The 24843-nt window shown below is 66.2% G+C and carries 22 protein-coding genes; 13 read left to right on the forward strand and 9 right to left on the reverse strand.

Annotated elements, in window-relative coordinates:
* Window positions 1-124: 124 nt before the first annotated feature.
* The 3 genes from bglA to APS40_RS17025 all read right to left on the reverse strand — a co-directional run bounded on the left by bglA (window position 125) and on the right by APS40_RS17025 (window position 4127).
* Complete coding sequence (gene bglA, locus APS40_RS17015) at window positions 125-1783, reverse strand: beta-galactosidase BglA (RefSeq protein ID WP_156343122.1); 1659 nt, start codon at window positions 1781-1783, stop codon at window positions 125-127.
* A gap of 360 nt (window positions 1784-2143) precedes the next feature.
* The gene (gene groL / locus APS40_RS17020) at window positions 2144-3784 is read right to left on the reverse strand and encodes a chaperonin GroEL (protein WP_055048188.1); all 1641 of its coding nucleotides are present in this window, start codon (window positions 3782-3784) and stop codon (window positions 2144-2146) included.
* A 55-nt stretch (window positions 3785-3839) separates the two neighbouring features.
* A complete protein-coding gene (locus tag APS40_RS17025) occupies window positions 3840-4127 on the reverse strand; it encodes a co-chaperone GroES (protein WP_055048189.1) in 288 nt (95 codons plus the stop codon).
* A gap of 276 nt (window positions 4128-4403) precedes the next feature.
* Here APS40_RS17025 and APS40_RS17030 point away from each other — a divergent pair, with 276 nt between their 5' ends.
* On the forward strand, window positions 4404-5555 hold the full coding sequence (locus tag APS40_RS17030; RefSeq protein ID WP_055048190.1) for a glycosyltransferase: 1152 nt from the start codon (window positions 4404-4406) through the stop codon (window positions 5553-5555).
* Window positions 5546-5728 (forward strand): hypothetical protein, encoded by a 183-nt coding sequence (locus tag APS40_RS17035; protein WP_055048191.1) that lies wholly within the window; start codon window positions 5546-5548, stop codon window positions 5726-5728. Before APS40_RS17030 ends, APS40_RS17035 begins: the two co-directional genes overlap by 10 nt.
* A 37-nt stretch (window positions 5729-5765) precedes the next feature.
* On the opposite strand, the gene APS40_RS25520 is transcribed toward APS40_RS17035, so the two are convergent.
* Window positions 5766-5855, reverse strand: coding sequence for a hypothetical protein (locus tag APS40_RS25520; RefSeq protein WP_335338165.1), 90 nt, complete (start codon window positions 5853-5855; stop codon window positions 5766-5768).
* A 307-nt stretch (window positions 5856-6162) separates the two neighbouring features.
* Window positions 6163-6960, reverse strand: a complete 798-nt coding sequence (locus tag APS40_RS17040) for a helix-turn-helix domain-containing protein (RefSeq protein WP_055048192.1) — start codon at window positions 6958-6960, stop codon at window positions 6163-6165.
* Window positions 6961-7165: 205 nt separating this feature from the next.
* Between APS40_RS17040 and APS40_RS17045 the strand changes: the two genes are divergently transcribed.
* The 9 genes from APS40_RS17045 to APS40_RS17085 all read left to right on the forward strand — a co-directional run bounded on the left by APS40_RS17045 (window position 7166) and on the right by APS40_RS17085 (window position 17896).
* On the forward strand, window positions 7166-8398 hold the full coding sequence (locus APS40_RS17045; protein ID WP_055048193.1) for an EAL domain-containing protein: 1233 nt from the start codon (window positions 7166-7168) through the stop codon (window positions 8396-8398).
* Window positions 8399-8410: 12 nt separating this feature from the next.
* Window positions 8411-9265: a TIGR01459 family HAD-type hydrolase gene (locus tag APS40_RS17050; RefSeq protein WP_055048194.1), complete on the forward strand. Its 855-nt coding sequence runs from the start codon at window positions 8411-8413 to the stop codon at window positions 9263-9265.
* Window positions 9266-9354: 89 nt separating this feature from the next.
* The gene (locus APS40_RS17055) at window positions 9355-10329 is read left to right on the forward strand and encodes a bifunctional riboflavin kinase/FAD synthetase (RefSeq protein ID WP_055048195.1); all 975 of its coding nucleotides are present in this window, start codon (window positions 9355-9357) and stop codon (window positions 10327-10329) included.
* A gap of 109 nt (window positions 10330-10438) precedes the next feature.
* Entirely contained in the window at window positions 10439-13390 is a 2952-nt protein-coding gene (gene ileS / locus APS40_RS17060) for an isoleucine--tRNA ligase (RefSeq protein WP_055049706.1), read from the forward strand.
* Window positions 13391-13563: 173 nt separating this feature from the next.
* Entirely contained in the window at window positions 13564-14109 is a 546-nt protein-coding gene (lspA, locus tag APS40_RS17065; RefSeq protein ID WP_055048196.1) for a signal peptidase II, read from the forward strand.
* 90 nt (window positions 14110-14199) lie between these two features.
* Complete coding sequence (locus tag APS40_RS17070) at window positions 14200-14829, forward strand: hypothetical protein (protein WP_055048197.1); 630 nt, start codon at window positions 14200-14202, stop codon at window positions 14827-14829.
* Window positions 14830-15021: 192 nt separating this feature from the next.
* A complete protein-coding gene (locus APS40_RS17075; protein ID WP_055048198.1) occupies window positions 15022-16899 on the forward strand; it encodes a pseudouridine synthase in 1878 nt (625 codons plus the stop codon).
* 3 nt (window positions 16900-16902) lie between these two features.
* Window positions 16903-17457, forward strand: a complete 555-nt coding sequence (gene rsmD / locus APS40_RS17080; protein WP_055048199.1) for a 16S rRNA (guanine(966)-N(2))-methyltransferase RsmD — start codon at window positions 16903-16905, stop codon at window positions 17455-17457.
* A gap of 7 nt (window positions 17458-17464) precedes the next feature.
* Entirely contained in the window at window positions 17465-17896 is a 432-nt protein-coding gene (locus tag APS40_RS17085) for a YdeI/OmpD-associated family protein (RefSeq protein ID WP_055048200.1), read from the forward strand.
* A 4-nt stretch (window positions 17897-17900) separates the two neighbouring features.
* On the opposite strand, the gene mutL is transcribed toward APS40_RS17085, so the two are convergent.
* On the reverse strand, window positions 17901-19709 hold the full coding sequence (mutL, locus tag APS40_RS17090) for a DNA mismatch repair endonuclease MutL (RefSeq protein WP_055048201.1): 1809 nt from the start codon (window positions 19707-19709) through the stop codon (window positions 17901-17903).
* 111 nt (window positions 19710-19820) lie between these two features.
* Here mutL and APS40_RS17095 point away from each other — a divergent pair, with 111 nt between their 5' ends.
* The gene (locus tag APS40_RS17095; protein ID WP_082434476.1) at window positions 19821-20249 is read left to right on the forward strand and encodes a nucleoside deaminase; all 429 of its coding nucleotides are present in this window, start codon (window positions 19821-19823) and stop codon (window positions 20247-20249) included.
* An 18-nt stretch (window positions 20250-20267) separates the two neighbouring features.
* On the opposite strand, the gene APS40_RS17100 is transcribed toward APS40_RS17095, so the two are convergent.
* The 3 genes from APS40_RS17100 to purD form a co-directional block, all read right to left on the reverse strand.
* Entirely contained in the window at window positions 20268-20660 is a 393-nt protein-coding gene (locus APS40_RS17100; protein ID WP_055048203.1) for an SH3 domain-containing protein, read from the reverse strand.
* A gap of 85 nt (window positions 20661-20745) precedes the next feature.
* Complete coding sequence (locus APS40_RS17105) at window positions 20746-21717, reverse strand: patatin-like phospholipase family protein (RefSeq protein WP_055048204.1); 972 nt, start codon at window positions 21715-21717, stop codon at window positions 20746-20748.
* Between the two features lie 52 nt (window positions 21718-21769).
* Window positions 21770-23050 (reverse strand): phosphoribosylamine--glycine ligase, encoded by a 1281-nt coding sequence (gene purD, locus APS40_RS17110; RefSeq protein ID WP_055048205.1) that lies wholly within the window; start codon window positions 23048-23050, stop codon window positions 21770-21772.
* 174 nt (window positions 23051-23224) lie between these two features.
* On the opposite strand from purD, the gene xseA reads away from it, so the two are divergent.
* Complete coding sequence (xseA, locus tag APS40_RS17115) at window positions 23225-24772, forward strand: exodeoxyribonuclease VII large subunit (RefSeq protein ID WP_055048206.1); 1548 nt, start codon at window positions 23225-23227, stop codon at window positions 24770-24772.
* The last annotated feature ends 71 nt before the right edge of the window (window positions 24773-24843 follow it).

Genomic DNA, 24843 nt, shown 5'->3' on the forward strand with positions numbered 1-24843 from the left:
CGGCAAGCCATCCGAGCTGGCCGAAACCGGCCGGCATCCGGCGACCCTGGCGCTGCTGGCGGCGCGCTACCCCGAGCCGCTGCCGGCCACGCCACCGGCGCCTGTGTCGGCGCCGGCTACCGTGCTAGAGCACGGCTCCGACGAAGGCGCCGAAGGCAGGCAGGTCGAGATCCCCGTCGCCGATGGGAGCGGCGACCGAGCCGGGCGCGTCGATGCCCTTGACCCCGATCCCGTCGGGCAGGGGGACGGCGATCGGGCCGCCAGTCATGTTGAAGGCACACAATAGGGTGTCAGCGCCCGCGGTGCGGGTGAACATCAGCACTCCCTGAGGCGCGTCGAGCGTCTTGATCGTACCCTTCACCAGCGCCTGGTGCTCGCGCCTAAACTGCAGCGTCGCCCGGTAGTGGTGCAGCAGCGAGTCATTCTGCTTTTCCTGCAGGTCCGGCGCCTTGAGCAGGTGATCGCCGGGGACCGGCAGCCAGGCACGCGGCGCCGTCGAAAAACCGCCCAGATGGGCCGTCGATTGCCACACCATCGGTGTGCGGCATCCGTCGCGCCCTTTGAACTGCGGCCAGAACTCGATGCCGTAGGGATCCACCAGGTCCTCGAACGCCAGCTCGGCTTCGGTCAGCCCCAGCTCTTCGCCCTGGTAGAGGCAGACCGAGCCGCGCATCGTCAGCAGCATCGTGGCGGTCAGCCTGCCGAAAGCGTCACGGTCGCCATGGCTCATCCAGCGGCTCACGTGGCGCACCACGTCGTGGTTGGAAAAGGCGAGGCAGATCCAGCCGTTCGGCGCATCCTTTTCGGTGAGGTCGATCGATTTCCTGAAATGGTCGGCATCGAACGCTCCGCCCAGATAGTCGAAGGTATAGGCCATATGCAGCCTGTCATTGCCCGAGGTGTACTGCGCCATCACCTCCAACTGGTGCTGGCTGTCGCCGATCTCGCCGACCGAAGTGCGGCCCGGATACTCGTCGAGCAGCGAGCGGATACGAGTGAGGAATTCGAGGTTCTCCGGCCGGCTCTTGTCGTAGAGATGCTCCTGGAAATTGTAGGGGTTCACTGCCGGAGCGGTGGAGGCGTTGAAGTCTTCCGGCTTCACCACCGGATTGGACTCGAGGCCGAGCGAAGCGAAGTAGAAATTCACCGTGTCGAGCCGGAAACCATCCACCCCGCGCTCGAGCCAGAACCGCATGTCGCCCAGCACCGCATCCTGCACGTCCGGATTGTGGAAATTGAGGTCCGGCTGCGAGGTCAGGAAATTGTGCATGTAGTACTGCATGCGCCGGCTGTCCCAGGTCCAGGCCGAGCCGCCAAAGATCGACAGCCAGTTGTTGGGCGGCGTGCCGTCCGGGTTCGGATCCGCCCACACGTACCAGTCATGTCGCGGGTTGGTCCGGTTCTGCCGGCTTTCCGAGAACCACGGGTGCTTGTCCGAGGTGTGCGAGATCACCTGGTCGATGATCACCTTCAGTCCGCGCGAATGCGCCTTTTCCAGCAGGCGGTCGAAATCGCCGAGCGTGCCGAAGATCGGGTCGACGTCGCGATAGTTGGAAACGTCGTAGCCGAAATCCTTCATCGGTGAGGTGAAGAACGGGCTGAGCCAGATCGCGTCGACGCCGAGGTCGGCGACATAATCGAGCCGTTCGGTGATCCCCACCAGGTCGCCGATGCCGTCGCCGTTATGGTCCTGAAACGAGCGAGGGTAGATCTGGTAGATCACCGCACCACGCCACCAGTCCTTGTCGAGCGGTTGTTCCGGGTTGGACTTCTGCTCCGTCATCGGCGGAACGGCCATCATCGGCGGCACAACGCTCATCGGGGGGACTCCTGGGTGGATTTCGCCCACGTTTGGCGCGGCGCGCGGGCCGGTGTCAATCGCGACCCGGCGCGCAGGAGCCCTGCAGATGAGGCTCGAAGTCGGTCCATGCGCAGTGGGCCCTCTGAGAGAACCGGCTTCCCAAACGAAAGGGCGGCCCGTCGGACCGCCCTCCCGTTCGTGACCTTCGTGAGAAGATCGGATGTCGTCTTGCCCGAAGGGCCACGGCCGTGGGCCGCCCCCGCGGAGGTCCAGCATTCGGGCCGAAGCCCGAATGCGGTGCGGACCGTGAGCGCCAAGAACTCTCTAAATCGCTTTCGCGATTTAGAAGTCCATGCCACCCATGCCGCCCATGCCGCCGCCGCCCGGCATTGCCGGCGGAGCGTCCTTCGGCACCTCGGCGATCATCGCCTCGGTGGTGATGAGCAGCGACGCAACCGAAGCGGCGTCCTGGAGAGCGGTGCGAACCACCTTCACCGGGTCGACCACGCCCATGGCAACCATGTCGCCATACTCGCCGGTCTGCGCGTTGTAGCCATAGTTGGCGTTGGAGTTCTCGAGGATCTTGCCGACCACGACCGAGCCTTCGTCACCAGCATTGTTGGCGATCTGGCGGACGGGCTCCTGCAGAGCGCGCTTCACCAGGTTCACGCCGGCCTGCTGGTCGGAGTTCACGCCCTTGACGGTGATCGAGTTCGAAGCGCGCAGCAGCGCGACGCCGCCGCCCGGCACGATACCTTCTTCAACCGCGGCGCGGGTCGCGTTCAGCGCGTCGTCGACGCGGTCCTTGCGCTCCTTCACCTCGACCTCGGTCGAACCGCCGACCTTGATCACCGCAACACCGCCGGCGAGCTTGGCCAGACGTTCCTGCAGCTTCTCCTTGTCGTAGTCCGAAGTGGTCTCTTCGATCTGCGCCTTGATCTGGCCAACGCGGCCTTCGATGTCGGCCTTCGAGCCGGCGCCGTCGACGATCGTGGTGTTCTCCTTGGAGATTTCCACGCGCTTGGCAGTGCCGAGCATGTCGAGGGTGACGTTCTCGAGCTTGATGCCGAGATCTTCCGAGATCACCTGGCCGCCGGTCAGGATCGCGATGTCCTCGAGCATGGCCTTGCGGCGATCGCCGAAGCCCGGAGCCTTGACGGCTGCGACCTTGAGGCCGCCGCGCAGGCGGTTGACGACGAGCGTGGCCAGAGCCTCGCCCTCGATGTCCTCGGCGACGATCAGCAGCGGACGCTGCGACTGCACCACGGCTTCGAGGATCGGCAGCATGGCCTGCAGGTTCGAGAGCTTCTTCTCGTGCAGGAGGATCACCGGATCCTCGAGCACCGCCACCATCTTCTCGGCATTGGTGACGAAGTACGGCGACAGGTACCCACGGTCGAACTGCATGCCCTCGACAACGTCGAGCTCGGTCTCGGCGGTCTTGGCTTCCTCGACGGTGATCACACCCTCGTTGCCGACCTTCTGCATGGCGTTGGCGATCATCTCGCCGATGGCGGTCTCGCCATTGGCCGAAATGGTGCCGACCTGCGCGACTTCGCCGTTCGACGAAATGGTCTTCTTGGCCTTGCCGAGATTCTCGACGACTTCGGCGACGGCGAGATCGATGCCGCGCTTCAGATCCATCGGGTTCATGCCGGCGGCAACCAGCTTGATGCCTTCGTTGACGATGGCCTGGCCGAGCACGGTCGCGGTGGTGGTGCCGTCACCCGCAATGTCGTTGGTCTTCGAAGCCACGGCGCGCAGCATCTGGGCGCCCATGTTCTCGAACTTGTCCTCGAGCTCGATCTCCTTGGCGACGGTGACGCCGTCCTTGGTGATGCGCGGGGCGCCGAACGACTTGTCGATCACGACGTTACGGCCCTTGGGACCGAGCGTGACCTTCACCGCGTTGGCGAGGATGTTGACGCCGCGAACCATCTTGTCGCGGGCATCGGTGGAGAATTTTACGTCTTTCGCAGCCATTGGAGGCGCTCCTTACGAAGTTGAGGGGGAGGGTCGGAACCGGCCTGGCGCCTGGTTACGCGATCACGCCCATGATGTCGGATTCCTTCATGATCAGGAGGTCCTGACCATTGAGCTTCACCTCGGTGCCGCTCCACTTGCCGAACAGAATCCGGTCGCCTTCCTTGACGTCCAGCGGCACGATCTTGCCGGCCTCGTCACGGGCGCCCGGGCCCACGGAGACGATCACGCCCTCGGAGGGCTTTTCCTTGGCGGTGTCGGGGATGATGATGCCGCCAGCCGATTTCTCTTCGCTGTCGACACGCCGGACGACCACGCGGTCGTGCAGGGGACGGAAAGCCATTTTTGCTCCTATCAGCAACTAAGTGATTTCGCGTCTGTTAGCACTCGTGATCGAGGAGTGCTAACAGCTGGCAGGGGATATAGGAGGGGGGCCAAAGCGAGTCAAGGACGAGGCGAGCCATACGATGACGATGTGGCGGCTATGCGACGAATGCATGAAACGGGCGCGCTGCAGCCACGTTTGTGGTGCCGAGATAAACCGTAACCGGCCCGATGGTAAGTTGCAAAGCGTCGAGCTTGGCAGTACCTGAGGCCCTGAGATACCTCCGGAGCAGACGTGACCGTCGTCCAGTTCGATAGCCATCCCCGTAAAGCCACCGAAACCTGGGTTGCCCCGCAACTCGCGGTGATCGTGCCCAGCTACAACGAGCGCGACAACGTCGCGCTGCTTTACGACAAGGTCACCGCCGCCCTCGGCAACACGCCATTCGAGTTCATCGTGGTCGACGACAACTCTCCCGATGGCACTTCCGAAGTGGTGCGCGAGATGGCGAGGCGGCACCAGAATGTCCGCGGCATTCACCGGCTTGGTCGGCGCGGCCTGAGTTCTGCGGTGGTGGAGGGCATCCTCGCCAGTGCCGCACCCTATTTTGCAGTCATCGACGCCGACCTGCAGCATGACGAAGCCATTCTCCCCCAGATGCTGGAGAAGGCGATTGCCGGCGACCACATCGTCGTGGGTACGCGCTACAGTGGCGATGGCAGCGTCGGTGAGGGCCTGTCGAGGACGCGCGAGGCCGGCAGCCGTTTCGCCACCAGGCTTTCCAGCCTCGTCACCGGCAAGTCGCTCAGCGACCCGATGAGCGGCTTCTTCCTGATGCGCCGCAGCGTCTTCGACGAGATCGCTCCCTCGCTCAGCGATGACGGCTTCAAGATCCTGCTCGACATCATCGTCTCCGCCGGTCGCGCCCGTGCCCGGCAGGGCAAGGAGTTGCGGATCGGCGAGGTGCCCTACACATTCCGCCCCCGCCACGCCGGCGAGAGCAAGATGAGCTCGCTCGTGGTGGTGCAGTTCCTTGGGTTGATCGTCTCCAAGCTTTCCGGCGGCCTGCTCCCCACCACCTTCCTGCTGTTCGCGCTGGTCGGCGGCCTCGGCGTCGTGGTCCATATGGGCACGCTCTGGTTCACCCACGAGGTGCTGGCCTTCAACTTTGTCTGGTCGCAGGTGGCGGCAACGCTCCTCGCCATGACCTTCAACTTCATGCTCAACAACGAGCTGACCTACGCCAACAAGAAGCTGCGCGGCTGGCGCTATCTCACCGGCATGCTCACGTTCTACGCCGTCTGTTCCATCGGCGCCCTCGCCAACGTCTCGGTCGCCAGCTGGATCTACGCCTTTGACGGGCAGTTCTACGTGGCCGGCCTGCTCGGCGTGCTGATGAGCGTTGTCTTCAACTACTCCGTTACAAAGGTATTCACATGGCGCTGAGCGCAGAACTCGAAATCAAGCTCCGCCGCACCGGTGGCGTCGGCCCCAACACCAAGTGGGACTGGAGCCTGGTCGACGCCGAGGGCACCGTGGTGAAAAAGGGGTCAGCCCTGGGCGAAGAGGCGCGCGCGTTTGCAACGGCCAAGAAGGCCCGCGACAAGCTGAAGGGTTAGATCAGATCCTGCGGCGGCCACTGCTGGGCGCCGTGGATCACCGGAGCACCGTGATCTGGTCAGGTGCCACAGCATAGATCACGATGTACGGCGTGCCGGTGACCACGAGTTCGCGGGTGGCTGCCACTCGTCCCAGGCGACCGCTTTCGGGAAAGGCGGCCAGTTGCCGCCGACAGTGGAGATCTTGCCGTCATTTTCGGGGGCAGCGGAGAAGTTGTCAGCGGCGATACGATCAAGAATCGCATCGCGATCCCGCTCCGAAGCCCGCGACCAGACGACTTAGCGAAGTATTCCTCGATCACCTCACTGGGGATTCCGGGCCGCGGAAGCGAGCCAGGACCTCGCTTGCCTTGTCGCGGATTTCGGGATCGATGCGAGCCCGAACGAGAGAATTGCTGGCCATGGAAGCCTCCTATGGTCAGTTCAGTGAAGCCTCAAGCCGCGCCCTTCTTGCCCTCGAGCTCCGCCCAGGACTGCCGCTTGCGATAGATCGTTGATGGGCTGAGCTCGAGTGCCGCGGCGGCCAGCGCGATATTGCCGCCGAAGCTCTCGATCGCTTCCTCGATGATCCGTTGCTCCTGTTGCCACATCGGCAGCACTGCCGGCCGCACCGGCGATGCCGCCGCCGCGGCGCGTCGCTCGGTCTCGCCGCCATCGAACATGGCAACGATCCGGCGCGCCACCCCCTCGAGATTCTCTGCGCTGCCCGGCAGGTCGCGTGCCACGAATTCGAGCACGGTCTGCAGCTGGGTGGAGGCATCGATCAGGCCGGCGACACGCTCCTGCTCGGCCGGGCCGCGGAACGCTCCGGCGATCGGCCGGCCGTGCCGGTGCGCCAGCTCGCTCAGTCGCGTCGCCAGCGTCATGCCATCCAGCGGGCGCGTCACGTGCTCATGTGCGCCGGCCTGCAGAGCCGCCAGCGTCGCCGATATCGACCCGCCATCGGAGAGCACCACTACCAGCGCACCCGGGGCCAGCCGCACCAACCGCGCCACTGCATCCTCGGCTTCCGCCACGAGGTCGCGCAGGCTGTCGAGTTCGGCCAGCAGCAGATCATACGAGGCGAGCCGCAGCCGGTCCGCCGCCTCGCGGCCACCCCGGGCGAGCGCGATCTCGGGCGCGACGATGAAACCTTGATCAAGCACTTCGATCAAAGCCCGCGCGCCCGCCTCGTCGCGATCGACGAGCAGGATGCGGGCGGCATTTTCCAGGCCGAAGCCGGGAGCGGGCATGGCGACAGGTCCTTGGGCACGTGGCTGTGCTGAATGGAGTGTTGACGAACTGGGTAAATAAACCGTTCAGCCGGCGCGGACAGCAAACGCGCTGTGTCTCCCGATTAGCCACAGCTGGCGCGTTCCCGCGCCTATCGGCAGGGGCCGCCCGATGCTATGACGGGATGCGTCGAATCCCGCTGTCCCCTGGGAGCCCGAGCGTCACGTGCAAGGCCTCGTCTACATCTTCATCGCGTTGGCCACGCTTGGCGTCGCGGCGGCTGCCTATTTCGGGCTGACGTTCTCGCCGATCGAAGCCTTCGTCACCGCCATCGCCTTCGGCGCCATTGCCGTGGTGCTGATGGAGCGGCGGCTGCGCCAGCGTTCCGAGGCCCGGCTCGAGCGCGCCGTCGAGGATCTGGCGCGTCTGCTGTCGACCGACGCCAAGGCCGGGCAGGTCCTGAGCCAGCGGGTCAATGCGCTTGCCGACACCAATGTCGGCAGCCGGCTCGACGGCATCGAGGCCGACATTTCAGTCCTCGGGACGGTGACCCGACAGCTCGCCGAGGCACTGGCCGAGTTCGAGGAGGCGCGGCGGGCCGACGGCGGCGCGCGCCTTGCCGAGGCGACGGCGGCGCCGGCCGAACCCGATGACGACATCTTCCTCGACCCGATGATTCCGGAGGCCGAGCTGCGCGCCGCGCTCGATGCCAACCGGCTGGTGTTCCATATCGAACCGCTGGTCCGCCTCCCGGCGCGCAAGCCCATCGGCTATGATCTGGTGCCGCGCCTGATGCAGGATGCCGGCGGTCTCGCCGATGCGCCGGATTTCATGCCGCGCCGCGGTGGCGAAGAGCTGATCCGCCGGATCGAGGCGATGGCGCTCGATGAAGCCGTCACCATTGCGCGGCGCGCCAGGACCTCGGGTCAGCCGATCACCCTGTTCCTGCCGCTCAGTCGCGCCACCATCCTCGACAGGAAGGCGCTCGAGCAGGTGACAGCAACGCTGGTCGCCAACCAGGCGATCACCGCTTCGCTGCACTTCGCCGTGCGTCAGACCGAGTGGAAGCCGCTCGGCCCGGCCGACAAGCGTGCGCTTTACGAGTTCCGCAAGGCCGGGGCCGGCTTCGTGCTCACCGATGCCACCTCGCTGCGGTTCGATTTCGCCGAGCTCGAAGGCCTCGGCTTCAGCGACGTGCGGTTCGATGCGACCCGCTTCCTCTCGAATCCGCAGAGCTTCACCGATTTCCACACCGCCGACATCGCGCCCTATGCCAAGCGCTTCGAGATCGAGCTCTGCGGCACCGGGGTGATCGATGAGCAGCAGTTGCTCAGCCTGTTCGAAGATGGCATCAGCCTGGTGCAGGGCCCCCATATCGGCCGGCCCGGTCCGGTCCGTCCGGACCTGACGGCAGAGCGTCCGCGCGATGCCGAGCGCCGCGTCGAGGCGCAAGCTTAGTAGGAAAAGACCATGCAGGCACTGGCAGGACTGAGGGGCATCGCCCCCCGCTACGATGTGGTTTTGAGCGATATCTGGGGCGTCGTGCACAACGGCATCGCCGCGCACCCGACGGCCGTCGAGGCTCTGGTCAATTATCGCCGGAACGGCGGACGTGTCGTCCTCATCAGCAACGCCCCGCGTCCGCACGGCCCGATCATCGAGATGATGGACGGGCTCGGCGTGTCGCGCGAAGCCTATGACGACGTGGTGACCTCGGGCGACGCCACCCGCGTGGTGCTCGAGCGCTATCGCGGCCAGACCGTCCATTATGTCGGCCCGGCGCACGACAATGACAGCCTGTTCGAGGGGCTCGACATCAGCATCGGCCAGGCCGAGGACGCCAAAGCCGTCGTCGTCACCGATCTCGATACCGATCACGACGCGCCCGACATGTACAATGAGCGGATCACCCTGTGGCTCAGCCGCAATCTGCCGCTGATCGCCGCCAATCCCGACCGGGTGGTCGAGCATGGCGACCAGATTCTCTATTGCGGCGGCGCCCTTGCCGACCTCTACGAGGCCCGCGGCGGCATGATCGTGATGGTCGGCAAGCCCTACAAGCCGATCTATGCCGAGGCCCTGCGTCTGGCCGAGACGGCTGCCGGCCGGCCGGTCGATCGCGCCCGCATCCTGGCGATCGGCGACTCGGTGCGCACCGACGCGATCGGCGCCGCCGGAGCCGGGCTCGACCTGCTGTTCATAACCGGCTCGATCCATGCGGCCGAACTTGACGCCTTCGGCAATCCCGACACCGACGCCATCGCCGCTCTTGTCGCCCCGAGCGGCGCCAACGTGGTCGGGTTCATGGCAAGACTTGCCTGGTGAAGGCCTGCATACCAGCCTCCAACCTTAGCCGCCTTGCAACCCATGCGGTTTCTTGCCATATCGCCATCACTCTCAAGGCGGGTACGAATTTGAGCGGCTTCATCAGGCTCGCTGGGCTCGACCAGGTTCCGGCGTCGCTGCGCGGGGCCATGGTCGCGATCGGCAATTTCGACGGCTGCCACCGCGGTCATCAACACGTTTTCCGGGCGCTGAAGGCTCGTGCAGCCGCGCTCGGCGTGCCGGCGATCGTTCTCACGTTCGAGCCGCATCCGCGCGACGTGTTCGCGCCTCAGCCCTTCATGTTCCGCCTGACCTATGCCGACCAGAAGGCCGAGATCGCCGAGGCGCTCGGGCTCGATGGCATCGTGGTGATGCCGTTTTCGCTCGAGTTCTCGCATATCGTCGCCGAGGACTTTGTCACCCGGTTCCTCGTCGGGGCCCTCGGGGTCACCGGCGTTTCGGTCGGCGCCGATTTCCACTTCGGCTACAAGCGCCAGGGGACGCCGGATTTCCTCAAAGACGCCGGCCTGCGCCACGGTTTCGAGGTCGAGATCCTCGATATGCTCGACGAGGGGGACGATCACATCTCGTCTTCGCGCATCCGCGCGCTGCTCGGCGAGGGCGATGTTGCCGGCGCGGCGCAACTGCTCGGCTACCACTGGTTCCTCTCGGGCGTCGTGGTGAAGGGCGACCAGCGGGGCAGGGAGCTCGGCTTCCCCACGGCCAACACCGCGAGCCCCACCGGCTTCGGCCTGCTGCAGGGCGTCTACGCGGTCCGTGCCAAGCTCGGGGAGAGGCTGCTCGATGGCGTTGCGAGCTACGGCAAGCCGATGTTCAACAACGAGCGTCCGCCCTTCGAGACCTGGATCTTCGATTTCGACGAGGACATCTACGGCCAGACGCTGGAAGTGGCGCTGCTCGGCACCGTCCGCGGCCAAGTGAAGTTCACCGGCCTCGACGAACTGATCGCCGCCGTCAACAACGACGCCGCCCAGGCCCGGTTGCTGCTGCAATCGACCTTGCCGGTGTCGGAGCTCGACGAGAAGCTCGGGTTCTTCCGCTGACGGCGGGACCGGTGCCGGCTGCCCACCACCGAGCGGCCAATATGTGCTTTCACCGCGCGCCCCCGCTTGCTACAAGCCCGCAACTTCCCTTGAACATCGATCGATGACGATGAACGATACTGCGACCAGCGGCGCCGAGACCGACTATTCCGCGACGCTCTTCCTGCCCGAGACCGAGTTCCCGATGCGCGCCGGCCTGCCGGCCCGTGAGCCCGACTGGCTGAAGCGCTGGGAAGACATGGACATTTATGCCCGCCAGCGCGCCGCCTGTAAGGGCAAGCCGCTGTTCACGTTGCACGACGGCCCACCCTACGCCAACGGCAACATCCATATCGGTCACGCGCTCAACAAGATCCTCAAGGATCTGGTGAGCCGATCCAAGACCATGCTGGGCTACAACTCGGCCTATGTGCCGGGTTGGGACTGCCATGGCCTGCCGATCGAATGGAAGGTCGAGGAACAGTATCGCGCCAAAGGCAAGAACAAGGACGACGTCGAGATCAACGAGTTCCGCAGCGAGTGCCGCAGCTTCGCGCAGTACTGGGTCGATACCCAGCGCGAGGAGTTCAAGCGGCTCGGCGTGATCGGCGACTGGTCCAACCCGTACCTGACCATGAGCTTCGATGCCGAGGCGCAGATCGCGCGCGAGCTGATGAAGGTCGCTGCCTCCGGGCAGCTCTATCGCGGCTCCAAGCCGGTCATGTGGTCGGTGGTCGAGCGCACCGCGCTGGCGGAAGCCGAGATCGAATACCAGGATTATGAAAGCGACGCGATCTGGGTGAAGTTCCCGATCCACTCGGCCAACGGCGCTTTCGGCACCGGCTCGTTCGAGGACTTCGGCTCCTCCTACGTCGTCATCTGGACCACCACGCCCTGGACCATCCCGGCCAACCGGGCCATCAGCTATTCGTCCAAGATCAGCTACGGCCTCTACGAGGTCACCGGTGCCCCGGAAGGCAACTGGGCGTCCAAGGGCGAGAAATACGTCCTCGCCGACAAGCTGGCCGAAGAGACCCTCCAGAAGGCCAAGGTCGAGAGCTTCGTCCGCCTGCACGATGTCGACTGTTCGAAGATCGTCTCCTGTAGCCATCCGCTGCGCGGGCTTGCCGGCGGCTACGAGTTCGAGGTGCCGCTGCTCGATGGTGAACACGTCACCGACGATGCCGGCACGGGCTTCGTCCACACCGCCCCAAGCCACGGCCTCGACGACTTCGAGATCTGGATGGCGTCCGGTCGCAAGCTCATCGAGCGCGGCATCGACACCTCGATCCCCTTCGTCGTCGACGATGCCGGTTTCTACACCGCCGCCGCGCCGGGCCTCGAGGGTGCCCGCGTCATCGACGATGCCGGCAAGAAGGGCGATGCCAATAACCGGGTGATCGCGGCCTTGGCCGAGCGTAACGCCATGCTGGCGCGCGGCCGTCTCAAGCACCAGTATCCGCATTCCTGGCGTTCCAAGAAGCCGATCATCTATCGCAACACCCCGCAGTGGTTCGTCTACATGGACCGCGACATCGAGGGCAAAAAGGGCGATACGCTGCGCGCGCGCTCGCTGGCTGCGATCGACGCGACCAAGTTCTACCCTCAGGCCGGGCAGAACCGCCTGCGCTCGATGATCGCCGATCGCCCCGATTGGGTGCTGAGCCGCCAGCGCGCCTGGGGCGTTCCGATCGCCGTGTTCTACAATGAAGCGACCGACACCATCCTCAACGACGCCACGGTGAACCACCGCATCGGCCAGGCCTTCGAGGAGGAGGGCGCCGACGCCTGGTTCAAGCCAGGCGCCAAGGAGCGCTTCCTGGGCGACGCCGTGCCCGATCCGGAGAACTGGAGCAAGATCGACGACATCCTCGATGTCTGGTTCGAGAGCGGCACCACCCATTCCTGGGTGTTGAAGAACCCGCAGAAATGGCCCGACATGCAGTTCCCGGCCGGCATGTACCTCGAAGGGTCCGACCAGCATCGCGGCTGGTTCCATTCCTCGCTGCTCGAGAGCTGCGCCACCAACGGCTTCGCTCCCTATGCGAGCGTGTTGACGCACGGCTTCACCCTCGACGGCGAGGGCAAGAAGATGTCGAAATCGCTCGGCAACACCACCGCCCCGCAGGACGTCATCAAGCAGTTCGGCGCCGATATCCTGCGCCTGTGGGTCGCCCAGTCCGACTATTCGGATGATTTGAGGATCGGCAAGGAGATCATCAACACCACCGTCGACAGCTATCGCAAGCTGCGCAACACCATCCGCTGGCTGATCGGCAACCTCGCCCATCGCAAGGCGGAGGAGACCGTCGACTACCGCGACATGCCCGAGCTCGAGCAGTTGATCCTGTCCAGGCTCAAGGATCTCGACGTGCTGGTGCGTGACGCCTACGAGAGCTACGACTACAAGCGGATCGTCGCTGCGCTGTCGAATTTCATGAACATCGACCTGTCGGCGTTCTACTTCGACATCCGCAAGGACGCGCTTTACTGCGACCCGATCTCTTCGGTCCGTCGCCGCGCCAGCCTCACGGTGCTCGACCACGTGTTCGACGCGCTCACCGCCTGGCTGGCGCCGATCCTGGTCTTCACCATGGAAGAGGCCTGGCTGGAGCGTCACCCCGGCGCCGAGTCTTCGGTGCACCTCAGGGAGTTCCCGAAACTCCCCGAGGAATGGACCGACGAAAAGCTCGACGAGAAATGGGAAGCGATCCGCGAGGTCCGCAAGGTGGTCACCGGGGCGCTCGAGATCGCCCGCCGCGACAAGGTGATCGGCGCCTCGCTCGAAGCCGCGCCGAAGGTCTACATCACCGACGACAAGCTCGCTGCCGCCGTCCGCGGCACCGACATGGCCGAGATCTCGATCACCTCGGCGATCGAGATCATCGAGGGCGAAGGTCCGGCCGAGGCTTTCCGGCTCGACGACGTGCGCGGTGTGGCCGTGGTCTTCGCCAAGGCCGAGGGCCAACGCTGTGCTCGTTCGTGGCGGATCCTGCCTGAGGTCGGTACCGATCCCGAATATCCGGACCTGTCGCTGCGCGACGCGCAGGCGATGCGCGAGCTGAAGGCGGCGGGACGGTAAAGTTTGAACGCGAGCAGACGGCCCCCTCCCATCCTCCCCCATGAAGGGGGAGGTGCCGCATCGAGTGCCAGGCACGATCGAGCCACAAGCTCGACTCTTCACCTCCCCCTTCATGGGGGAGGCCGGGAGGGGGCCGTCTCCATCGATGGGGCACACGCAGCCGAGCGTTTGCCATGCTAGCTCGCCCCCACCTGATCGCCTCCCTCTTCGCCGGTCTCGCGGCCTTCGCCCTCGACCGCGGCCACAAGTTCCTGCAGGTCAGTTCCGATTGCATCGGCGCCGCGGCGTCGCAGTGCATCGAGCACCTCGGCTTCGTCTCTCCCGCCACCCCGCTCGGCTGGCAGGGTGGGGAGGTGGTCTCGGTGACGCCGTTTTTCGACTACGTGCTGGTCTGGAATACCGGCGTCTCGTACGGGCTGCTCGGCGACCTGCCGGTCTGGGCGCTCGGCGCCATTGCCGTGGTCGCCATCCTTGCCCTGGGCATCTGGTGGTCGCGCACCTCCGACGTTCTGGTGCGCTATGGCCTGATGCTCGCCATTGGCGGCGCCGTGTCAAATGCGCTCGATCGTGTGCTTTATGGCGCCGTTGCGGATTTCTTTCACTTTCATTGGCAGGATTGGTCGTTCTACATCTTCAATCTCGCCGATGTGGCGATCACCTTGGGGGTGTTGCTGCTCCTCCTCGACTTCGTCGGGATCGGACGCCGCAAGGCCACCTGAACGCAAAGGCGCCTCAATCTGGTCTTACGGGCCAGCTTGGTCTATAAGGCCCGCGCGGGGCGCGCACGGGTCGGGGAAAAGGGAAGTTTCATGCTGAGTGATTTGACCGGGCGGCGGCCCACTCTCAAAGCCGTGACCCGGGGCGGATTGCTGACCGTCGGCATCGTGCTCGGCCTGGGCCTGAGCGCCTGCACCACCACCGAAGGCACCAATGCCCTCACCGATGTCGGCACGTTCGAACGCGAAGTGCTGACCGAGACCATGAAGGGCATGGGCATGATGGAGCGTGAGGAGAAGGCGGAGAACCCCGAGCGGCGCGGTCCGCTGGTGCTCCCCAAATCCACCGCCTTGCCGCCGCCGGCCGACCCCAAGGCCGCCAAGACGGCGCTGATTCCCGAAGATTCGAGCCGCGTGCAGATCGATACGTCGAACATTTCCGATGCCGACCTGAAGCGGCTGCGCAACGCGCGCGTGGTCGACCTGCGCACCCTCAGCGGCCGGCCGTTGACCGAGGCGGAAAGCAAGCAGCTGACCGCCCGCATGACGGCGGCCAAGCTGAAGGGCGGCCCCAAGCCGCTCTATCTGCCGCCCGACGAATATTACACCACGGTCAAGGGCCAGGACATGGTCTGCCTCGCCGCCAATGGCGAGCTCGTGCCGCTGACCGACAAATCGTGCCCGCCGGAGGTCCGCAAGGCTCTCGCCGCGCAGGCGAAATAGAGCGTTTCCGGGAAAGGCCAGTCTCCGCCAGGGCGGGGATCGCAGGTTTTTCGGTTCGGAAGCGCGACCACTCAACCCGGTAGGGCAGGTCGAGGCCTCAAAGAGGCGGCGGCCGGCCTACCACCAAACTCGAAAGATGCGCTGACCTCCCCGGGCAATCCTGCTCGGTCCCGGTCCCGCAGGAGTTAGTATATGTCGAATGTTTCGGCCGTCCCGACGGACGGCGACCGCTTGGCCAAGGTCATTGCTCGTTCCGGTCTCTGCTCCCGTCGCGATGCCGAAGGGTGGATCAAGGACGGCCGAGTCACCGTCAACGGCAAGAAGGTCCTGACGCCGGCCTTCAACGTTTCCGAGAAAGACAAGATCAAGGTCGATGGCGAGCCGCTGGCGGCCCGCCAGGGCACTCGTGTCTGGCTCTACCACAAGCCCGCCGGTCTGGTGGTCACCGAAAAGGACCCGGAAGGGCGGCCGACGGTGTTCGAGGCGCTGGCCGAAAAAGACTTGCCGCGGGTGGTCTCGATCGGTCGGCTCGATATCAACACCGAGGGGCTGCTGCTGGTCACCAACGATGGTGGCCTGAAGCGCGTGCTCGAGCTGCCGGCTACCGGCTGGCTCCGCCGCTATCGGGTCCGCGCCTTCGGTTCGGTTACCCAGGAGCAGCTCGATACGCTCAAGGACGGCATCGAGATCGACGGCATCCAGTATGGCCCGATCGAGGCCATTCTCGAGCGCGCCCAGGGCTCCAACAGCTGGCTGGTGCTGAGCCTGCGCGAAGGCAAGAACCGTGAGGTCAAGAACGTCCTCGGGGCGCTTGGTCTGCAGGTGAACCGCCTGATCCGCGTCAGCTACGGGCCGTTCCAGCTCGGCGACCTGCCCGAGGGCGAGGTCGAAGTGGTGGCGGCCCGCGTGCTCCGCGAGCAGCTGGGCAAGCGCCTCGCCGCCGAGGCCAACACCGATTTCGAGAGCGACATGCCCGAAGTCGCACCCAAGCGGAAACCGGCGACCAATCCCAAGCTGCGGGCCGCGGCGCCGGGCAAGGAGCTGAAAAAGGACTCGCCGCGCAAGTCGCGCGAGAACAAGTTCCGCTTCGAGGACGACGAGACCGAGGCGGCAGCTGCCGCCGCCCTGGCCGAGCGTCCGCGCCAGGATCGCCCAGGCCGGTTCGACAAGAAGCCCGCCAAAGCCCCGAGCCGCCCGCGTCCGGTCGACCCGTCGGAAATTCGCACCATCCACTTCGAAGATGGCCGCGAGGCCGAGATTCGCGTCAAGCCGCCCCGCCCCGAGCGCGGTGACGGTGAGGCGCGCGGCAAGCGGTGGGATCCCGACGACAGCTCGGCCAGGAACTTCGGTCGCCCCGCGCACCATGAAGATCGCCCCGCACGCGGCGCGAAACCCGATGGCGATCGTCCCCGCGGCGATCGGCCCTCTGCCGATCGGCCGCCACGTCCGTATGGCGACAAACCCAGGTTCGGCGACAAGAAGCCGTTCGGTGGCAAGGCCAAGTTCGGGGACAGGTCGCGCGGCGATCGCCCTTACGGTGATCGTCCGCTTCGCGATGGTGATCGTCCTGCTCGTAGTGGCGGCTTCGGCAAGAAACCCTATTCGCCGCGCAGCGCCGAAGCTGGCGATCGTCCGGCCCGCAAGTTCGGCGACAAGCCCTTCGGTGACCGTCCGCCCCGCGGCGATCGTCCCTATGGCGATCGTCCGCCCCGCCCTGACGGTGACCGTCCCGCCCGGGGTGGCGGCTTCGGCAAGAAGCCCTATTCACCGCGCAACGCGGAAGCCGGAGATCGCCCGGCCCGCAAGTTTGGCGACAAGCCCTATGGCACCCGGCCGCCGCGCGGCGATCGCCCCTCCAGCGATCGTCCGGGTCGCGACGGCGGTGACCGTAAGCCATATGGCGGCAGGGCTGGCGATGCCCCTCGCGGTGGCAAGCCGTTCGGCAAGCCGTCGGGTGGCGGTCGCCCGGCAGGTGGCGGCAGTTCTCCCGGCGGCGCTGGCCGTCCGGCCGGCGGCGCCGGGCGCCCATCCGGCGACCGTCCTCGCGGACCCAAGAAGCCGCGCGAGTAAGCGATGCGCATCGTCGCCGGCAAGTTTCGCGGCAAGGCGCTGCTGTCGCCCGCGGATGACAGCATCCGCCCGACCTCCGACCGGGCCCGCGAATCGGTGTTCAACATCCTTGCGAGCCGGATTGGCGTCCATCTCGACGGGCTCAAGGTGCTCGACCTGTTTGCCGGCACCGGTGCCCTTGGCCTCGAAGCCCTGTCGCGCGGCGCCTCGAGCGCGGTGTTCGTCGATAACGGCGCCGAATCCCGCGGTATCATCCGCGACCATATCGAGGCCTTTGGCATCGCCGGCATCGCCAAGCTGCTTCGCCGCGATGCCACGGCGCTCGGGCCGGCCGGCACCATGGGCCCGTTCGACCTGGTCTTTCTCGATCCGCCTTACGCCAAGGGCCTTGGTGAGCAGGCGCTGACTTCGCTCAAGGCCGGCAATTGGCTGGCCAGGGACGCGACCATCGTCCTCGAGGAGAGCGCCGAGGTCCAACTGGCGCTCCCCGAGGGCTTCACGCTCGAGGACCGGCGCGAGTATGGTGCGGCCGCGGTACATTTCCTCCGCGCCCGCTGAGACGACCATGCAGTTCCGCGCCACCGTCATCCCGTCCGGCAATGCCACCGCGGTTGAAATTCCTGACGCGGTCATGCGCGAGCTCGGCCCCGAGGCGCGCCCCGCGGTGACGATTATAATCAATGGCCATACCTGGCGCAGCCGGGTCGCCATCATGAACGGCCAGCGCCTCGTCGGCATCAGTGCCGCCAATCGCACTGCCGCCGGCATCGAGCAAGGCCAGACGATCGACCTCGACATCACGCTCGACACGGCGCCGCGCGAGGTCGAGGAGCCGGACGACCTGAAGGCCGCGCTCGAAGACCGGCCCAGTGCGCGGCGCGCCTTCGACAGTTTGCCGTTCGGTCTCAAGGCCAAACACGTGCGCGATATCGAGGCCGCGAGGACCGCCGAGGTCCGCGCGCGGCGGATCGGCAAGCTGATCGAAGCGCTGGCGTAACCGCCTAGCGCGTCCGCCCGAACAAGCGCTCGATATCGGCTTTCTTCAGCTCGACATAGGTCGGCCGGCCATGGATGCACTGGCCGGAATGCGGTGTCGTTTCCATCTCGCGCAGCAGCGCGTTCATTTCCTCGACCCTGAGCCGCCGCCCCGAGCGCACCGAGCCGTGGCAGGCCATGCGGCCGATGATTGCCTCGAGCCGGTCGGCCAAAGCGGCCGAACTGTCCCATTCGGCCAGCCCATCGGCGAGGTCGCGCACCAGCCCGTCGATATCGGCCTGGCCGAGCAGCGCCGGGGTTTCCCGCACCGCGACCGCTCGCGGTCCGAAGCGTTCGAGGTAGAGGCCCAGCCGCTCCAGCGTCGGCGCCGCGTCCTCGAGCCGCCCGCAATCGTCTTCGCTGAGTTCGATCACCACCGGGATCAGTTGCATCTGGCTGGCGACCGGTCCCGCCGCCATCTGCGCCTTGAACCGCTCATAGACCAGCCGCTCATGCGCCGCATGCTGATCGACCAGCAACAGGCTGTCGCCGTTCTGCGCCACGATGAAATTGTCGAACATCTGCGCCCGCGCCGTACCGAGCGGATACTCGACGGGTTCGGCCGGAGCCGGTTCCGGTGCCTCATAGCGAGCGCTCGGCTCGGCAAATTCCGCGAACCGCAGCGGTGACGCCTGTTCTCCCCAGCGTCGCGGAGCAGGGGGCACCACAAAATCGGCTGAGGGGGGCGTCCAGCCTGACGTGGTCCGCACCGGCGCCGCCTCGTACTCCGGCACCCGGAACGCCTGCACCACATCCTCGGCCACCGTACTGGCCGCCCGATGCCCGGCGGCATCCAGTGCCTCGGTGATCGCCCGGATCACCGCACCGCGCACCGCGCCCGGGTCACGAAACCTCAGTTCCGCCTTGGTCGGATGGACGTTCACATCGACATCCGCGGGATCCACCGCGAGGAAGATCGCCGCCACCGGAAACCGGTCGCGGAACACGAAATCCCCATAGGCCGCGCGGATGGCGCCAACCAGTACCTTGTCGCGCACCGCGCGGCCGTTGACGAAGAAGTACTGGCTGAGCGAATTGGCCCGCGTGTAGGTCGGCAACCCCGCGAGCCCGGTGACCACCATGCCGTGCCGCATCGTCGCCAGCGGCACGGCATTGTCGCCGAAGTCGCCGCCCATGACGTCGCCGAGTCGCGCCCTGAGCGCTCCGTCGCCTTCGCGCCCCGGCCAGTTCGCCGGCGTGCGGTCGGCGCCGTCCAGGATGAACTGCACCTGCGGGTTGGCCATGGCCAGCCGCTTCACCATGTCGGTGATCGCACCCGCTTCGGCCCGCTCGGATTTGAGGAATTTACGTCGCGCCGGCACATTGCCAAACAGCTCACGCACCTCGACGATGGTGCCGCGGTTCATCGCCAGCGGCGCCGGTCGCGACTTCAGCCCGTGCTTCACCGTGAGCCGCAGCCCGGTGTCGTCCTCGGCCCGCCGCGAAGCGATGCCGAGCTCGGCCACTGCTCCGATCGAGGCCAGCGCCTCGCCGCGGAAGCCGAGCGTCCGGATATCGTCCAATCCGTCATCGGCAAGCTTGGACGTCGCATGCCGTTCCACCGACAGCACCAGGTCGGCTTCATCCATGCCGACGCCGTCATCCTCGATCCGGATCAGGCTTTGTCCGCCCCCCGCCGTGGTGATGTGCACCCGGCCCGAGCCAGCATCGATGGCGTTCTCGACCAGCTCCTTCACCACGCTTGCCGGCCGCTCCACCACTTCGCCGGCGGCGATGCGGTTGATCAGGTCTTCGGGAAGCTGGCGGATGGGCAAAGGCGATTCTCCTGGACGCCGAATGTAGCGACGCGCCGCCGCCGGTGCCATGGCCATCAACCGGTGGTTGTCGGCGACGGCGAATGCTACACACCACCCATGCCAACCCCCATGGACCAGGCCCTGGCTCTCGCCGAAGTCGCCGCCGCCGCCGGTGAAGCGCCCGTCGGCGCCGTGATCGTCGAACACGGTCGTATCCTCGCCGCCGAGCGCAACCGCATGCGGGAGCTGAACGATCCCACCGCCCATGCCGAGTTCCTCGCCATTCGCGCGGCGCTCGCCATGCGCGGCACCGGCCGGCTTGATGGCTGCGACCTGTACGTAACGCTCGAACCCTGTGCCATGTGCGCCGGCGCCATCGCCCACACCCGCCTGCGCCGCGTCTATTACGGTGCCGAAGACCTGAAGGCCGGCGCCGTCGACAACGGCGTCCGGCTATTTGAAAGCCCCAGTTGCCACCACCGCCCCGAGGTCATCGGCGGGGTCGGAGCCAGGCGCTCGGGTGAACTGTTGCGGGAGTTCTTTGCCAGGCTGCGTTGACGACCGGATTTGGCCTGCTTATTGGCCAAGCCACCGGTCCCAGCGTCGGTTGACGCGATACTGCACGCGGGCGTCCCGGCGCGCGTCGACCCACGGAGCAACGACGGGCACTCGGCGATAAACATCCGTGACGACGACGGTTCTCCCGCCGGTCTGAGCATAGATGTAGTTGGCGTTCATCCAACCCCGATAGCTGGCCCATGACACGTCGCACCAGGCCGAGTTGGAGAGGCAACCTGCGACCAGTATGCTCTGGCCCGGCGGAACCACGGCGACGACCACATGCTGGGTGCCAGGACCGGCCCTGAGATTGACGGCGTTGGCTGTCACTCCGACGGCGGCGGCATTGGCCGAAGCAATGGACAGGGAAAGGACCGCAACAACGGTGGCGAGCTGGAATGTGCGCTTCATGATGACTCTCCTTGCATAGGAAAGTCGCGTATCCCGCCCGAGCAATGCACCAGTATTGCAGGCATGTAACAGATTGTAGCCGGCGCTACCGTGCCTCGGCCCGCATCGAGTCCTGCTGCTTGCTGAGGAACGACTCGATCCGCCCATCCAGCGCGCGCTTGAAGTTGTCCTTGTCCTTTTCCACATGCGCCACCAGCTCGCGCACGCGCCAGAACTCCAGCGCGCCGAAGGCGCTGAGGTGCGGCCGTACGTAGACGTCCGGCGGGTAGGCCGCCATCATGTGGGCGGTCAGCGAATGCATCATGATCTGCGCGGCGCCGAACCACACATCGAGCGCCTTGTGGTTGGTCTTGTTCAGCTGCTCGGACGGATCGCCGTTGACGTCGACACCGACGAGGATGTCGGTATCGGCCGCCGCCTGGTCGAGCGGCAGGGGGTTGACCACCCCACCATCGACCAGCAGGTGATTGGCGAACGCCACGGGCTTGAACAGGCTCGGGATGGCGATCGAACCGGCGATTGCCTGGCGCAACGGACCCTCGGAGAACACCGCCTGGTGCCACGACTGAAAGTCGGTGGCCACCACATAGAACTTGGTCTTCAGATCCTTGAACTCGACCGGGAATGGCTGGGGCAGGAAGGCGTCCACCACCTGGATCGCATCGAGTTGCACGTTGAAGCCGGACTGGAAGAAGTTGCCGAGGTTGCGCACCTGCGCGCCCCACAGTCGTCCGGCGATGATCCGCATCGTGCCCAGCACCGAGAACGAGTGCTCGCGGAGTTCCGCGCCGGTCATGCCGCTGGCCCAACCCGAACCGATCAGCGCTCCGATCGAAGTCCCCGAGATCACGTGGGGCCTCAACCCCATTTCGTCCATCGCCTCGATATAGGGAATGTGGGTCAGGCCGCGTGCCGACCCCCCGCCCAGAGCGACCCCGATACGCGGCTCCGGCCGCGGCGCATAGCCATGCGTATGTTCGCGAAACTCGCCGCGCAAGCGATCGACAATCTCCTGCCCCCGCCGCTGCAGCGGCGTCGGCTCGACCGGCGCTGTCATCTCATGGGTCACGATAAGGAGGTAGGGTAGGCTCTTCTCGTTTATAAGATGTTCAGGCGGATTTCGGTTCCCGCGCCAGCGCCCGCCAGCCGATGTCGCGTCGGCAGAAGCCGGCCGGCCAGTCGATCCGGTCTACCTCGCCATAGGCCCGATCGCGCGCCTCGCTCACGGTGCGCCCCAGCGCCGTCACGTTCAGCACCCGGCCGCCATTGGCGAGCAGCTTGCCATCGCGGCGCAGCGTGCCGGCATGGAACACCACCAGGTTGTCGTCGTCCTGGCCGTTGATGCCGCCGATCTCGCTGCCTTTTTCCGGGCTCACCGGATAGCCCCTGGCCGCCAGCACCACGGTCAGCGCCACCTCGTCGCTGAACACCGGCTTCACCGTTCCGAGTGTGCCGCGCGCCGTGGCTTCGAGCAGATCGAGCGCGTCCGATTTGAGGCGCAGCATCAACACCTGGCACTCCGGGTCGCCGAACCGGACATTGTATTCGATCAGCCTGGGACCCGTTGCGGTCACCATGATCCCGGCGAACAGCACCCCGGTGAACGGCGTGCCGCGTTCCGCCATGCGGCGGATCGAGGGGAGGATGATCTCCTCCTCGACGCGCGCCGTCATCTCAGGCGTCATCACCGGGGCAGGGGAATAGGCGCCCATGCCGCCGGTATTGGGCCCGCGATCGCCGTCCCACACCCGCTTGTGGTCCTGCGCGCTGGGCAGCATCACGACGCTCTCGCCGTCGCAGAGGGCGAAGATCGAGGCCTCTTCGCCCTCGAGATATTCCTCGATCACCACGGTCGAACCGCTGTCGCCGAACGCCCCCGAGAAGCAGTCGCGCACCGCGTCTGCCGCCTCCTGGATGGTCATCGCCACGGTGACGCCTTTGCCGGCGGCCAGCCCATCGGCCTTGATCACGATCGGCGCACCCTGGTCGTGCACATAGGCCAGCGCATCGCTCTCGTTGTCGAAGCGGCCATAGGCGGCCGTGGGTACGCCGGCCTCGTCGCATAGTTGCTTGGTGAAGGCTTTCGACCCCTCGAGCTGCGCCGCTGCCTTCGACGGCCCGAAACACAGCAATCCCGCCGCCCGCACATCATCGCCCAGCCCGGCCACCGCCGGTGCATCGGGTCCGATCACCACGAAATCCACCCGGTTGGCGAGCGCGAAGTCGACCACCGCCTTGTGGTCGGTGATATCGACGGGGACGTTCTCGGCGATCTCCTCCGTCCCGCCATTGCCAGGCATCACGAACAGCTTCTCGCAGCGCGGCGAGCGGGCAATCGCCCAGGCCAGCGCATGCTCCCGGCCACCTGACCCAATCACCACAATGCGCATCAGCCATCAGCTCCGATGTTGCGTTGATCCACCCTGCCCGGCGGGGCAAGAGGCCACCCGAGGGGTGGGTAAGCGGCCGAGTGCGTGGGGCGCGGCCATTGGGCGCCCATCTAGCATCTGCTCGATTGTGCCGCCACCCTTGACGGACTCGTGCCTTTCCCGCACCTCTCACCCATGCCCGCACCGCTGACCAACGCCGCCGAGTTCACCGTCTCCGAGATCGCCCAGGCGGTGAAGCGCACGGTCGAGGACGAGTTCGGCCATGTCCGCGTCCGCGGCGAGATTTCGGGTTTCCGCGGCGTCCACTCGTCGGGCCATGCCTATTTCACGCTCAAGGACGAGAACGCCTCGATCGACGCGGTGGTGTGGAAGAGTTCGTGGCCGCGGCTCACCTTCAAGCCCGAGGAGGGCATGGAGGTCATCGCGACGGGGCGGCTCACCACTTTCCCGCGCTCCTCGAAGTACCAGATCGTCATCGAACAGATCGAACCGGCCGGCGCCGGCGCGCTGATGGCGTTGCTCGAGGACAGGCGCCGCAAGCTCGCCGCCGAGGGGCTGTTCGCCAGCGAGCGTAAGCGCGAGCTGCCCTACCTGCCGCGGGTCATCGGCGTGGTGACCTCGCCCACCGGCGCGGTGATCCGCGACATCCTGCACCGCATCTCCGATCGCTTTCCCAGCCATGTGGTGGTCTGGCCGGTCCGCGTGCAGGGCGAGACGGCGGCGCCCGAGGTGACCGCGGCCATCAACGGCTTCAATGCGCTGGCGCCGAACGGTCCGATTCCGCGCCCCGACGTGCTGATCGTTGCTCGCGGTGGCGGGTCGATCGAAGACCTCTGGGGCTTCAACGAAGAGATCGTGGTCCGCGCCGTCGCCGCGAGTCGCATCCCCGTCATCACCGCCGTCGGGCACGAGACCGACACCACGCTGGTCGACTATGCCTCGGATTATCGCGCCCCGACTCCGACGGCCGCTGCCGAAGCGGCCGTACCGGTGCGCGCCGACCTCATCGGCTATGTCGACGAGATCGGCGCCCGGCAGCGCCACGCCATGCGGCGCACCGCCGCCAACTATCGTGATCGGCTGCGCGCTGCCGCCGCCGGGCTGCCGCGCCCGCTCGATCTGGTCGCCTCGGCCCGCCAGCGCCTCGATCACGCCGCTTCCAACCTGGCCGCGGCGCTGCGTCACGCCGAGCAGAAAAAGCGCATCGAGTTCGGCCGTTCCGCCAACAAGCTGACGCCGACCCTGCTGTCACGGCGCGCCGCCGAACTCGCGACGCGGCTCGACAATCTCCGCCGCCGTGCCGACACCGCCGCGTCGCGTACTGCCGAGCGAAAGCGCGGGCTGTTCCTCGCCTCGGCCGGCCGACTGTCGCCCAAGGCGCTCAGCAACGAGATCCGGCATCTGCGCAGCCGCCTCGATCCGCTCGCCGCGGCCCTGCACCCGGCCATCGCCCGCTTCATCGATCAGCGTCGCCGCAGCCTCGATCTGGCGGCCCGTCTGCTCGAGGCGGCCGACTATCGCTCGATCCTCGAGCGTGGCTTTTCGGTCGTCACCGATGCTGACGGCCACATCGTCAAGCATACCGCCGATGTGAAGCCGGGCGATCCGGTGCATATCCAGGTGTCGGACGGCACGATCGGCGCGACCATCGGCAGTGGGCTCGTAGCGCGCAAGAAAGTGCGCCCGCCGCGCGACGAGGAGGGCCAGGAAAGCCTGTTCTGAAAATCGCCACGAAAACCCGCTCGGTTGTCGCGGCGGTTCGGCCGGTTTCCAAGTCAGCCGATCTGACCTAT

Source organism: Devosia sp. A16, assembly GCF_001402915.1.
Classification (GTDB): Bacteria; Pseudomonadota; Alphaproteobacteria; order Rhizobiales; family Devosiaceae; genus Devosia_A.

Bases quoted from the DNA above. Each gene is read 5' to 3' on its own strand.
- bglA (WP_156343122.1), bottom strand. From the start codon at position 1,783: ATGACGGAGCAGAAGTCCAACCCGGAACAACCGCTCGACAAGGACTGG.
- groL (WP_055048188.1), bottom strand. From the start codon at position 3,784: ATGGCTGCGAAAGACGTAAAATTCTCCACCGATGCCCGCGACAAGATG.
- APS40_RS17025 (WP_055048189.1), bottom strand. From the start codon at position 4,127: ATGGCTTTCCGTCCCCTGCACGACCGCGTGGTCGTCCGGCGTGTCGAC.
- APS40_RS17035 (WP_055048191.1), top strand. From the start codon at position 5,546: ATGGCGCTGAGCGCAGAACTCGAAATCAAGCTCCGCCGCACCGGTGGC.
- APS40_RS17040 (WP_055048192.1), bottom strand. From the start codon at position 6,960: ATGCCCGCTCCCGGCTTCGGCCTGGAAAATGCCGCCCGCATCCTGCTC.
- APS40_RS17050 (WP_055048194.1), top strand. From the start codon at position 8,411: ATGCAGGCACTGGCAGGACTGAGGGGCATCGCCCCCCGCTACGATGTG.
- ileS (WP_055049706.1), top strand. From the start codon at position 10,439: ATGAACGATACTGCGACCAGCGGCGCCGAGACCGACTATTCCGCGACG.
- lspA (WP_055048196.1), top strand. From the start codon at position 13,564: ATGCTAGCTCGCCCCCACCTGATCGCCTCCCTCTTCGCCGGTCTCGCG.
- APS40_RS17070 (WP_055048197.1), top strand. From the start codon at position 14,200: ATGCTGAGTGATTTGACCGGGCGGCGGCCCACTCTCAAAGCCGTGACC.
- APS40_RS17075 (WP_055048198.1), top strand. From the start codon at position 15,022: ATGTCGAATGTTTCGGCCGTCCCGACGGACGGCGACCGCTTGGCCAAG.
- rsmD (WP_055048199.1), top strand. From the start codon at position 16,903: ATGCGCATCGTCGCCGGCAAGTTTCGCGGCAAGGCGCTGCTGTCGCCC.
- APS40_RS17085 (WP_055048200.1), top strand. From the start codon at position 17,465: ATGCAGTTCCGCGCCACCGTCATCCCGTCCGGCAATGCCACCGCGGTT.
- APS40_RS17095 (WP_082434476.1), top strand. From the start codon at position 19,821: ATGGACCAGGCCCTGGCTCTCGCCGAAGTCGCCGCCGCCGCCGGTGAA.
- APS40_RS17100 (WP_055048203.1), bottom strand. From the start codon at position 20,660: ATGAAGCGCACATTCCAGCTCGCCACCGTTGTTGCGGTCCTTTCCCTG.
- APS40_RS17105 (WP_055048204.1), bottom strand. From the start codon at position 21,717: ATGACAGCGCCGGTCGAGCCGACGCCGCTGCAGCGGCGGGGGCAGGAG.
- purD (WP_055048205.1), bottom strand. From the start codon at position 23,050: ATGCGCATTGTGGTGATTGGGTCAGGTGGCCGGGAGCATGCGCTGGCC.
- xseA (WP_055048206.1), top strand. From the start codon at position 23,225: ATGCCCGCACCGCTGACCAACGCCGCCGAGTTCACCGTCTCCGAGATC.